The 12,753-nt window shown below is 44.2% G+C and carries 10 protein-coding genes; 7 read left to right on the forward strand and 3 right to left on the reverse strand.

Annotation, left to right across the window (positions count from 1 at the left end; genetic code table 11):
• Nucleotides 1-106 precede the first annotated feature (106 nt).
• From AB4323_RS10170 to pheT, 7 genes are all read left to right on the forward strand, one after another.
• Nucleotides 107-892 (forward strand): TetR/AcrR family transcriptional regulator, encoded by a 786-nt coding sequence (locus AB4323_RS10170; protein ID WP_372104590.1) that lies wholly within the window; start codon nucleotides 107-109, stop codon nucleotides 890-892.
• Nucleotides 893-1,063: 171 nt separating this feature from the next.
• A complete protein-coding gene (locus AB4323_RS10175; protein WP_372152319.1) occupies nucleotides 1,064-3,526 on the forward strand; it encodes an RND family transporter in 2,463 nt (820 codons plus the stop codon).
• 44 nt (nucleotides 3,527-3,570) lie between these two features.
• Nucleotides 3,571-4,377, forward strand: coding sequence for an outer membrane lipoprotein-sorting protein (locus tag AB4323_RS10180; RefSeq protein WP_102333212.1), 807 nt, complete (start codon nucleotides 3,571-3,573; stop codon nucleotides 4,375-4,377).
• A gap of 9 nt (nucleotides 4,378-4,386) precedes the next feature.
• Nucleotides 4,387-5,595, forward strand: a complete 1,209-nt coding sequence (locus AB4323_RS10185) for a hypothetical protein (protein ID WP_017060449.1) — start codon at nucleotides 4,387-4,389, stop codon at nucleotides 5,593-5,595.
• A 247-nt stretch (nucleotides 5,596-5,842) separates the two neighbouring features.
• Entirely contained in the window at nucleotides 5,843-6,994 is a 1,152-nt protein-coding gene (locus AB4323_RS10190; RefSeq protein WP_372152321.1) for a GGDEF domain-containing protein, read from the forward strand.
• Nucleotides 6,995-7,302: 308 nt separating this feature from the next.
• Nucleotides 7,303-8,286: a phenylalanine--tRNA ligase subunit alpha gene (gene pheS, locus AB4323_RS10195; protein WP_004734764.1), complete on the forward strand. Its 984-nt coding sequence runs from the start codon at nucleotides 7,303-7,305 to the stop codon at nucleotides 8,284-8,286.
• Nucleotides 8,287-8,304: 18 nt separating this feature from the next.
• Nucleotides 8,305-10,692, forward strand: coding sequence for a phenylalanine--tRNA ligase subunit beta (gene pheT / locus AB4323_RS10200; protein WP_372152324.1), 2,388 nt, complete (start codon nucleotides 8,305-8,307; stop codon nucleotides 10,690-10,692).
• Between the two features lie 71 nt (nucleotides 10,693-10,763).
• On the opposite strand, the gene AB4323_RS10205 is transcribed toward pheT, so the two are convergent.
• The 3 genes from AB4323_RS10205 to AB4323_RS10215 all read right to left on the reverse strand — a co-directional run.
• A complete protein-coding gene (locus AB4323_RS10205; protein WP_372152327.1) occupies nucleotides 10,764-11,933 on the reverse strand; it encodes an alpha/beta hydrolase in 1,170 nt (389 codons plus the stop codon).
• On the reverse strand, nucleotides 11,926-12,372 hold the full coding sequence (locus AB4323_RS10210) for a response regulator (protein ID WP_123301381.1): 447 nt from the start codon (nucleotides 12,370-12,372) through the stop codon (nucleotides 11,926-11,928). Before AB4323_RS10210 ends, AB4323_RS10205 begins: the two co-directional genes overlap by 8 nt.
• A gap of 1 nt (nucleotide 12,373) precedes the next feature.
• Nucleotides 12,374-12,753 (reverse strand): hypothetical protein (locus tag AB4323_RS10215; RefSeq protein WP_372152330.1); only part of this gene is annotated, 380 nt, incomplete at its 5' end.

The raw sequence follows: 12,753 nt of genomic DNA on the forward strand, positions 1-12,753 counted from the left end.
GGTTAACTACATGAATTTACTATTCGTGTTAATATATTGGATAGGAGTGTTTTAAATACTGGCGAAGCTTAGATAACGGCTAAGCTCATATACGGACTAAAAAATTATGTTTGGCTTTGGTTGTAAAGGCGATAAACAAGGTATCTTTGGTTGCAAAGGCGTGTTGTCTAAAAAGCAGCAGTCTATTGCAGACCGAGAAGTAGAGTTGATGTTGTTAGCAAAAGATCTGGTTCGAGAACAAGGGTTCGGAAACCTCACGATGGACAAGCTAACGGCAGCGAGCTCTTATTCTAAAGGTACGATATACAATCACTTTTGCAGCAAAGAAGACGTCGTTTTAGCGTTATGTATTCACTCTCTCAAGACAGAAGCAATGATGTTTGCTCGCTCTGGAGAGTTTGAAGGCAACACACGTGAAAAGATCGTCGCATTGCACGTTGCTTACCGAATCTATGCTCGCATGGAACCGGTACTATCAACCTGTGCGATCATGGCTAAAAGCCCGTGGGTACTAGAGAAAGCGTCTAGTGTACGCGTCGCCGAGATGAATGAACTGGAAGAGTTGGTGATTGAACAATGCGACTCTATGGTTAACCAAGCGGTAGAAGCGGGTGACCTAAAGTTCTCTTCTGGCGTTGGCTCAGATGCCATCGTTTTTGCTAACTGGTCAATCGCATTTGGTTCAAATGCCTTGTCACAGAACGCATCAAACAGTCATTGTATTAAGCGGTTACAAGACCCGTATTCAGTATTACACAACGCGAACATGATTCTAGACGGCCTAAATTGGCAGCCCCTTTCTAGTGACTGGGATTACCGCAAAACTTGGCGTCGTGTAGAACAAGAACTGTTCAGTGAAGAGATCGCTTACTTAGAGTCTGTAGGTCGATAGCTTCCGTTAAGCCCACACATGTGGGTTTATTAATAACCATTTTTGACGATTCGTCACAAACTTGAGACTGACCGACTGTGGTTGCTGTTTTCTTGAGTGTTTGACTAAGCATTGTGTCTTTTGTCAGCTTCGGCTGGCTTTTTATGACACAAATATGACGAATCGTCACAAATGGAGACTGTGATGAAACATGACAGCCAGAAGCCCACGTTCGATCAGCAAAACCGAGATAACCCTAATGCTGATAGCGCAAACACAGATCTAAACAGTTGGCACTCAATACCTACCAAGCGTTCGTTTATCGTTCTGCTGGTGGTGTTTTCAATCATCATTCTCTCTGCATTAGGGGCTAAGAACCTCTACTTTAGAGGGGACTACAACATCTTCTTCGAAGGCACCAACAAGCAGTTGATGGCGTTCGATGAAATCCAAACCACCTTTGCAAAAACCGACAACCTTGCGATTGTTGTCGCACCTGAAGATGGCAATGTCTTCACCCCTGAAACTCTCACCCTGATTCAAAATCTCACGGTTGATGCGTGGCAGATCCCGTATTCAAGCCGTGTCGATTCCCTTGCTAATTATCAGCACACCGAAGCCATTGAAGATGATCTTTTGGTAGAAGACTTGCTGTATGAAGAGTACGAACACACACCAGAACGCATCGCCAAAGTAAAACAGATCGCCCTTAACGAGCCGTTGCTTAAGAATGCCTTGGTGTCGGCCTCTGGCGATGTGACGATTGTGAACGTCACCGTGCAACTGCCAGAAGTGGACAAAACCGCAGAAGTGCAAGAGGTGATTGCGGCAATCAATACCATGATCGGCAAGTACCAAGCTCAGTATCCTAATGTCGAATTCCATAAAGCGGGCATCATAGCCATGAACAACGCATTTATGACTTCGGCTCAAGAAGACAGCTCAACGCTCGTTCCCTTAATGCTGTTGGTGGTACTGGTGTTCCTGACCTTTATGCTGCGCTCGTTCTTTAGTGTGGTGGCGACGCTCATTGTGATCATCTCTTCGATTGTTGCCACCATGGGATTGTCTGGTTGGGCAGGGATGTTCTTGAGTACCGCAACCGTGAATGTGCCAACCTTGGTTTTAACTTTGGCGGTGGCTGATTGTGTTCACGTGATTGTGACCATGAGACAAGCGATGCAGCGCGGTATGGAGAAAGCACAAGCCATTCAATACAGCATCAAGCTCAATGCGATGCCGATTCTGATCACCTCGGTGACCACTGCGATTGGTTTCCTGATGATGAACATGTCGGACTCACCAGTGCTGCGTGATTTCGGTAACTTATCGGCACTGGGTGTACTTATTGCGTGCTTCTTGTCTGTGACTATGTTGCCAGCGTTGCTAAAACTGCTGCCAGTCAAACGTCTACCTGCCAACCCTAAGGCGGCAGACAAATTCACCTTCATGGATAAGCTGGGCGATTTTGTCGTAACTAACCGTAAAGCACTGCTGCCGATTTCTACGCTAGTGATTGTTGGCGCTGCCGCGTTAATTCCGCTCAACAAAGTCAACGATGAATCGGTGAAGTATTTCGATACCTCAAGTGAATTCAGACAAGCGGCTGACTTCATGGAAGAGACCGTAAGCGGCATGACAACCCTCAGTATCGCAGTGAAAACTAACGAGTCTCAAGCGATTGCTGATCCTGTGTTCTTGCAAGCAATTGGTGACTTTACTAAGTGGCTACGCGTTCAACCAGAAACTGACCATGTGGCAACGCTTTCTGATGTTTATATGCGTTTGAACAAGAATATGCATGCCGACGACGACAGCTACTACAAGCTACCGCTGAACCGTGAACTTGCCGCGCAATATCTGCTGCTTTACGAAATGTCTCTGCCGTACGGCTTGGACTTGAACAACCAGATCAACGTCGATAAATCATCGATCAAAATGGTACTCACCGTCGATAACCTTGGCAGCGTTGAGCTAGTCGAACTCGAAGAGCGCATTTACTCATGGTTTGCAGCCAATGCACCGCAATATGAAGTGGTGGCTTCGAGCCCGTCACTGATGTTTGCTCACATTGGCGAAACTAACATGGCGAGCATGTTATCGACTCTGCCTATCACTTTAGTGCTTATCTCTGGGTTGATGATCTTTGCATTGCGCTCAGTTCGCTTAGGCATGATCAGCCTAGTACCAAATATTGCCCCTGCGATTATTGGCTTTGGTTTATGGGCGCTGATCTCCGGTGAAATCAACCTAGGTTTATCAGTCGTGGTCACGCTCACGTTGGGTATCGTGGTTGATGATGCGGTGCACTTCTTGAGTAAATACCAGCGCGCCAGAATGGAAGGGAAATCAGCGGAAGAAGCGGTTCGATACGCTTTTCACACCGTCGGACGCGCATTGTGGATCACCACAGTCGTGCTTGTGGCGGGTTTCTCAGTGCTGGCGATGTCGAGCTTCAGACTCAACTCCGACATGGGCTTACTCAGCGCGATTGTGATTTTCATTGCGCTGGTGGTCGATTTCATCTTGCTACCAAGCTTACTGATGATCTTCGACAAACAGACCCACTATTCAGCTAAAACTCAGCACGAATCAAAGCCAGATACCAAGTCGCAGCCTAGATCGACAGCCGAACTGACTACTTCGACCAAATAAGGAAACGTCGGCCTGCTGCGGTGGGCTGACTCAAGGAGATATTTATGAAAAGCGTTAAACAAACATTCGCTACTACATTACTTACTGTTAGCTCGTTGGCACTGAGCACATTCGCCGCTTTCCCAGCATTAGCAGACCCAGCGAAAGGCTTAGAAATTGCCGAACAACGCAAAGCCGTCGATATGGGGTGGGGCGATTCTGTCGCGACCATGGAGATGCTACTTCGCAACAAACAGGGCGAAAGCAGTACACGTCTGATGCGATTGAAATCATTAGAAGTCGATAACGATGGCGACAAAGGCTTAACCATTTTTGATGAACCACGCGACGTAAAAGGCACGGCTTTCCTAAACCATTCGCACATCACCAAATCCGATGACCAGTGGTTGTATCTTCCTGCACTCAAGCGTGTAAAACGCATCTCTTCACGCAACAAATCTGGCCCGTTTATGGGCAGTGAATTTGCGTATGAGGACTTAAGCTCGTTTGAACTTGAAAAGTACACCTTCAACTACATTGAAGACGCGAAACTGGAAGGCGTAGACACCTTTGTTTTAGAGCAAGTACCGACCGATAAAAACTCAGGCTACACCATGCAAAAGGTATGGCTAGACCAACAGCACTACCGCCCAATGAAAGTCGAGTTTTACGACCGCAAAGGCGCACTGCTTAAAACTCTATCGTTCCAAGATTACAAACAGTACCTAAACCAATACTGGCGCGCACACACCATGGCGATGCAAAACCATCAAACAGGCAAAAGCACCGTATTAACCACGACAGATTTAGTGTTCCAGACCGGTCTTAAAGACAAGGATTTCCAAAAGAACACACTAAAACGTGCGAAATAAGGCAGGAATATGAAAAGGATTGTGGCAACAGGAACCCAATTATCCTTAACCTTGGCGGCGACCGTCGGGCTTATGCAGGTGTCGTTGCCTTGTGTGGCGGCAGGCTTTAGTCCTGATATCGCAGGGCAGGTTAACCTTGAACATAGGCAGTTCTTTAGCGACGGCTTACAAGGGCAAGACAAAGGACAAAGCTCACTGGTGTTGCAGCCAGAGTTTTACTGGGAGCAACAAGAGGGCAACGGCAGCATTACCTTCACCCCGTTTTATCGCCTAGACAGTGAAGACGATGAACGAACTCATGGTGATATTCGCGAAGCCTTGTATTTAACCTATTGGGATGATTACGAACTGCGAGCGGGTGTTGGAAAGGTATTTTGGGGCGTAACCGAATCGGCGCATTTAGTGGATGTGGTAAACCAGACCGATGCCATTGAATCGGTCGATGGCGAATCCAAGTTAGGTCAGCCTATGGTGCACTTCACCTCGATAAAAGAGTGGGGCACCATAGACGCCATGTTACTGCCGTATTTTCGTGAGCGTACCTTCGCAGGCGAAGACGGTCGATTAAGGCCAACCGTGCCAGTATCGGACGATGCGCTTTACGAATCTTCACGAGAAGAAAAACACGTTGATGTGGCATTGCGTTACAGCCAAATGTACGGTGATTGGGATGTCGGTTTAAGCTACTTAGGCGGCACAAACCGCGACCCTTATTACCGTGTGGAAGGCAATCAACTCAAGCCATACTACGCCCAAATGCAACACTTCGGATTGGATGTTCAAGGCATTATCGGTGACTGGTTATGGAAGCTGGAAAGCATTTATCGCGACAGCTACGACAACCATACCGGCGTGGCGACAGGCTTTGAATACACTTGGGTAGGGGCGCTTGAATCGTACTGGGACATCGGCTTCATCGCTGAATACCTGTATGACAGCCGAGGCAACAATGCCCAAACCATCGGCCAAAATGATGTGTTCCTTGGCGCCCGTTTCGCTTTGAACGATGAAGACGGCACCGAAGTGCTTACTGGTATCACTCAAGACTTAGATAACAGTGATGTCTACAGTGCCAAGCTAGAGGCATCGAGCCGTATTAACAACAATCTCAAGTGGCGACTGAATGCTTGGTTGTTTGAGAACGAAACCCCAGAGGACTTGTTGTTCTTCGCACGCAAGGATGACTTTGTTGAGATGGCGTTGGAATACTATTTTTAGTCTTTACAAAAAGTTAGTATTTCCAACCATTTAGCATTTCCAAAAAAATTGGCATTTCCAACAAGTTAGCATTTCCCGAAAAGTTAGCATTGGTTTCGTGGGGCGCTCTTGCTAAAGGGGGCGTCTCAGATTTAAGAAGCGCAATATTTAGAATGTTTAATGTCATCTTTTTATAAAATAGAGCAAATAATCGAATAGTCCCAAAGGTAAAATGGTTGTATTTTTCGAGTATCTATAACCTCCGAATATGCATGTAAATCGTGCTGGTGGTATCGGCCCTAAGGGATTTATGAATTTATTTAATTGGGATAAAAACTTTGAAACAGGCATTGGTGTTGTAGATGAACAACATCAATACCTTGTTGGTTTTATCAATCACTACGGAAATCTTTTGTCAGAGAATACTATCTCTATAGACGACATTAACATCGCTTTACTCGAACTCGCGCGCTATGCAGAATTTCACTTTAAAGAAGAAGAATCTTTGATGAGAGATTGCGGTGTACATGAGTTACACATTGAAGAACACATCAAAGTGCATCGTGTATTTAAGCAAGATATCTACGGTATGCAAGCTTTCATCATGGAAGAAGATCAGTCGTCAGCACGGCAGTTACTTGATTTATTGATCCACTGGCTTGCTTACCACATCCTCGGCATCGACCAAAACATGGCGCGACAAATGACCGCGATAGAAGAGGGCGCGACACCTCTGCAAGCCTTTGAAGCGGAAGAAAAGCAGCAAGATTCTGCGACTGTCCCGCTGTTGGCTGCGCTTAACGGCCTGTTTGAACAAGTCTCTGAACGAAACAAACAGTTGTTACGCTTCAACCAGTTACTCGAAGATAAAGTTGAGGAACGTACGGCAGAATTAAAACGAGCGAATAAGAGACTTGAAGAACTGTCATTAACCGACTCTCTTACTAATTTGCATAACCGTCGTAGTGCTTTTAAACAGTTAGCGCTGCATTGGCAAGACTCCAAAGAACTGGGCATGCCTTTAGTGTGTATTATGATTGATGCCGACCACTTCAAGCGCATTAATGACACCAGCGGCCATGATGCAGGCGACTTGGTGCTACAAACCCTCTCGCGTGAACTGAAAAACACGTTCCGTAATGATGATATTGTTTGCCGGTTAGGTGGCGATGAGTTCTTGGTTATTTGCCCAAACACCGACCTTAAAGGTGGGATGTACATCGCGGAAACCGCTCGACAGAAAGTGTCTGAATTAGAGGTTGAAACCAGTCATCAAGTTTGGATTGGCAGTATTAGTGTCGGTGTCGCTGAAATAACCGAAGAATTCGGCTCAATGAACGATTTGATTAAAGCCGCCGATGAGTCCGTCTATTTAGCGAAAAACGCAGGCAAAAACAGTGTTTGTTCGATTCAGATTTAAACTGGTTTATTTCAAGTTCAGATCTAAGTTCGCTTTAGTTTTAGATCTCGGTTCACTTGAGATTTAGAACTCAGCTCTCTGTAAATCTAGAGCCTCGCTCACTTCCAAACAAAAGAGTGGCACTGGTATTTGTGCCACTTCCTCTTACTCCTCATTAATATCCTGTTAAATTTGCCGTGTTTTTAGTCAATAACTTGCTCTTTTAACGATTCAATTTGGCATTGGTTGCGTGTTTGATTACTATGTGTAGCTATCTAAAAAAACTAATCATCCGATACGGACACTACCAACTGGTAGATGAGGAAATGATGCAACATCTAGAAGAGATCATTGCTAATGCAACGACTGCTATTGATACAGCAGATTCGTTAGTCGCACTTGATGAAGTGCGAGTTCAGTATTTAGGTAAGAAGGGTGAATTAACTCTTCAACTACAAAGCCTAGGTAAACTTCCACCTGAAGAGCGTCGCACTGCTGGTCAAGAGATCAACAAAGCGAAAGGTGCTGTTCAACAAGCGATCGCAGCTCGCAAAGACGCACTACAACGTGCAGAGCTTGAAGCGAAACTAGCTGAAGAAACTATCGATGTGAGCCTACCAGGTCGTCGCATTGAGAACGGTGGTCTTCACCCAGTTACTCGCACTGTTGAGCGTATCGAACAGTTCTTTGGTGAGCTTGGCTTTAGCACTGAGTCTGGCCCTGAGATCGAAGATGCATTCCACAACTTTGATGCACTAAACATCGCAGACGATCACCCAGCTCGTACTGATCACGATACTTTCTTCTTCAACCCTGATCTAATGCTACGTACGCACACTTCTGGTGTTCAAATCCGTACGATGGAAAACGGCAAACCGCCTTTCCGCTTCATTGCTCCGGGTCGTGTTTATCGTAACGACTACGATCAAACTCACACGCCAATGTTCCACCAAGTGGAAGGTATGTTAGTTGATGAGAACGTAAACTTCGCACAACTTAAAGGCATTCTTAACGATTTCCTTTGTAACTTCTTTGAAGAAGAAGTTGAAGTGCGTTTCCGTCCTTCATTCTTCCCGTTCACAGAGCCTTCAGCTGAAGTTGACGTGAAACGTAAAGATGGCAAATGGCTAGAAGTTCTAGGCTGTGGCATGGTTCACCCTAACGTACTTCGCTCTGTTGGCATCGACCCTGAGAAATACTCTGGTTTTGCATTCGGTATGGGTGTAGAGCGTCTAACGATGCTTCGTTACGGCGTAAATGACCTTCGTGCGTTCTTCGAGAACGACCTTCGTTTCCTTAAACAATTCAAGTAATCCGGGGCAGTCGAAACTATGAAATTCAGTGAATCTTGGCTACGCGAGTGGGTTAAACCTGCAATTAACAGCGAAGAGCTAGCTCACCAAATCACTATGGCTGGTTTGGAAGTTGACGATGTAGAACCTGTTGCGGGTGTTTTCACCGGCGTTAAAGTAGGTAAAGTGGTTGAGTGCGGTCAGCACCCAGACGCAGACAAACTACAAGTAACTAAAATTGATATCGGCGAAGAAGAGCTGTTAGACATCGTATGTGGTGCATCTAACTGTCGTCTTGGCCTAACTGTAGCAGTAGCAACAGTTGGCGCAGTACTGCCTGGTAACTTCAAAATCAAGAAAGCAAAACTACGTGGCGTTCCATCGCACGGCATGCTTTGTTCTTTCTCTGAGCTAGGTATCGACGTAGAGTCTGACGGCATCCTTGAGCTGCCAGAAGGCACAACGCTAGGTATGGACGTACGTGAGCTTCTTGAGCTTAACGACGTAACTATCGATGTAGACTTAACAGCAAACCGCGCAGACTGCTTCAGCATCCGTGGCCTTGCTCGTGAAGTTGGCGTACTAAACCGCGCAGACGTTACAGAGCCAACAGTTGAAGCTGTTGCAACAAGCATTGAAGACACAGTATCTGTTGAAATTAAAGCAACTGATGCTTGTCCACGTTACCTTGGCCGTGTGGTTAAGAACGTAAACGTGAAAGCGGAAACACCAATCTGGATGCAAGAAAAACTGCGCCGTTGTGGTATCCGTTCAATCGACCCAGTTGTAGACATCACAAACTACGTGATGCTAGAGCAAGGCCAACCAATGCACGCATTTGATCTCGCTAAGATCGAAGGCGGTATCGTGGTTCGTCTAGCAGAGCAGGGCGAAAAGCTAACACTTCTAGATGGCAACGAAGCTGAACTAAACAGCAACACACTTGTTATCGCAGACCACAACAAAGCACTAGCAATCGCTGGTATCTTTGGCGGTCAAGATTCAGGTGTTACGACTGAAACAACAGACGTACTTCTTGAAGCTGCATTCTTCGCACCGGATCACATCCGTGGTCGCGCACGTGCTTACGGCCTTCACACAGATTCTTCTCTACGTTTCGAACGTGGTGTTGATTCAACACTTCAAGCAGCAGCAATGGAGCGTGCAACACAGCTTCTAGTTGAAATCTGCGGTGGTGAAGTTGCGCCAGTAAACGGCAGCGAATCTGAAGCCTCACTTCCTAAAGCAAACGTAGTTGCTCTACGTCGCGCTAAGCTAGACAGCCTACTAGGTCACGAAATCCCATCTACAGACGTAGTGGAAATTCTTACTCGCCTAGGTTGTGAAGTTGAAAGCACTGATGCTGGTTGGACGGCAACGTCTCCATCTTGGCGTTTTGATATCGCAATCGAGCAAGACCTAATTGAAGAAGTAGGTCGTATCTACGGTTACGATAACATTCCAAACCAAGCGCCTAAAGCGGCACTTAAAATGAATGACCACAAAGAAGCTAACCAACCGCTTAAGCGCGTTCGTGACCTTCTTGTAGACCGTGGCTACCACGAAGCAATCACATACAGCTTCGTAGAACCAGAGCAGCAAAAATTGGTTGTACCTGGTGTTGAGCCGCTAATCCTGCCATTCCCAATCTCTGCGGACATGTCAGCAATGCGTCTTGGCCTAATCCAAGGTCTTCTAAACACAGTTGTTCACAACCAGAAGCGTCAACAGTCTCGCGTTCGTCTATTCGAATCAGGCCTACGTTTCATCCCTGAAGCAACTGCTGAAAACGGCATGCGCCAAGAAATGATGCTTGCGGGCGTTATCTCTGGTACTCGTGGCGAAGAGCACTGGGACATTGCAACTAACACTGTAGATTTCTTCGATCTTAAAGGTGACCTAGAAGCAGTTCTTGAGCTTTCTGCAAACGAAATCGCATACAGCTTCAAAGCAGCTAAGCACCCAGCACTTCACCCAGGTCAAACTGCGGCTATCGTCGTAGACGGCAAAGAAGTGGGTATCATTGGTACTGTTCACCCAGAACTAGAGCGTAAGTTTGGTCTTAACGGCCGTACTATCGTATTCGAAATCGAATGGGCAGCTATCAACACTCGCGTGCTTCCAGAAGCAGTAGCAGTATCTAAGTTCCCTGCAAACCGTCGTGATATCGCAGTAGTTGTTGACGAAGCAGTCGCTTCTGGCGACATCGTAGAAGCGTGTATTGCTGCTGGTGGCGAATTCCTAACAGGCGCTAAACTGTTCGACGTATACGTTGGTCAAGGCGTTGAAGAAGGTAAGAAGAGCCTAGCAATCGCACTTAGCCTACAGTCTGTAGAGCGCACACTTGAAGATGCAGACATCGCTGGTTCAGTAGATGCTATCGTAGCTTCAATCTCAGAGAAATTCGGCGCAGCACTTCGCGACTAATCTCTTCTGATAGATAGAAAAAAATAAAGGCCTCGCATTGCGAGGCCTTTTTGACTAAGTAACCTATAGTGTTAAGAGTTAAATAACCACAATAATAAAGCCAAAATCGAAATAGGAATGAACATAGGCATTAACGTAATTAGAGTGTTTTTTATTGCCGTTCTTATTTTTACCGTTCCTCTATAATCAGCTTGTGTAATTTCGGAGCGTTCGAAAAGATTAAACCACTCCAAAAACTGATCTGTTGACAAACATGCACTATGTCCTCCTTTATAAAATCTATTGGCCATTATGCCAGCTAGACTTCCTTTAAATCCTTCCCTGCCAGCCATACCTAAACCAACTGCCAATGCTTGACTAGCTAAAAGTGCTTTGTCATTCAGTGCACAATTATTAACTATTTTAGTAATACCATGCTTTGTCACTATATCAGACCAATTGTAACCACTTTTGAGAACAGAACCATTTAAGACAACCTTATCAAAAGTGGGAGCGTGTTCATTCGGAATTTTTCGCAACGCTTCTGCAATTAAATATGTGCCGAAGCTATGACCGACTAATTGTACTTTTGCGTTTGGGTATGTACGTGCAATAAGTTGAAATTCTCTTGTTAACCGCTCTACTTCTATGTGTCTTCTTGGAGGATATAGAAAGCTAGTTACAGGGAAATACTGATAATCATATAAGAGGTGAGTATACTCACACTGATTAGTTTTGATGTATTGATCGAAGTTATCTTGCCACTCTCCATGTGTATTAATACCATGCACAGAGAATACTATTTTAGTATCATTCTTAGGAAGTGTTTTATCTGATGTCGTTAGTTGATATTCTTCTACATAGTCAGTAATTTTTGTTTTCCATGTTAAATCTGATGAACTATAAAGATAAGTGAAGACTCGATAACCTTGGTTTTCGTCAGTATACTTATCTTTCAGATTAGGGTACTCGGTTAAAACTATAATATTCTTTGGTGGAGATATTTTTTTTCTTTTCTGCTTATGTTTTATCCAACGCAAAAGCTCTACACCGCCCTCTGGGTTTTTTACTTTATCATTTTCGGTATTGGGTATTTGGATATCTAAGATGACGAAAGCATAACGCCTTTTTAGCATTTCTTGCATGGCATCATCACAATTTCCAACATGTTTAATGTGGAAGTTCGAATTAATTGATAGTAATAAGTCTCTAATCTTTATAAGTTTTTCATTAGAATCTTCAACAATTAAAAAATCAATCATTAATGATTTTCCCTAAGACATTGCGTAGTTGTTCTTCCCATGATTCATCGGACTTATCCCAAAAGATTACATCATGAAGGTTTTTGGAGAACTTTTTCAATAGTTCATCTTTGAGCGTATCAAGAGCCACTGTGTCATCATGGTGACCGAATACATCCCATTGTGTAATTATCACAGTAGGTACTGATATTCTTTTGTGCTTCATTGTTTGAAGGATATGTTTACCTGATAATGAACCAATTGAATTTTTTTCTTCTTCATAGCTAGGTAAACTCATATCAAGTATAAACAAATCATAGCTATTTTCACGCAAGTCAGCTATTGCATCTGCAGGTGTTACTACAGTCTTGATATCGAAGCTATAACAATCTATTGCATCGATTATAGAATCCAACTTAACCGGGTTGTCTTCTACTATAAGTACTTTTGTTTTACTCACGTTATACTCCTGAAAAAATACTGAGAGTGTCAATATCGATGTTAAATATAAACTCATCCCCTGAACTTTGAATATAAATGTTATTCTTAGCAGAAATATCTATCTCTAAATGTTTCTTTACTTTATATATACCACTATTGATTTCTTTATTTGCATTATCCAACTTGCTTATATCGTTTATATCGCTATTAACTTTATTTATCACTTCTTTGTCTATGGTTGATGATTTATTCGATATCTCTATAGACAAATTTTCACCAACGAGTGAGGTAGTTATAACTATTTTGATACTTTCTTTGTTTTTTCTTCTCTTGCAGGCGTTTTCAAAAATCAATATAAAAATGTTAATAAATGACATTAAATATTTGCCATTTATTTTAC

The sequence above is a fragment of the Vibrio sp. 10N.261.52.C11 genome (genome assembly GCF_041471405.1).
Lineage (GTDB): Bacteria > Pseudomonadota > Gammaproteobacteria > Enterobacterales > Vibrionaceae > Vibrio > Vibrio crassostreae_C.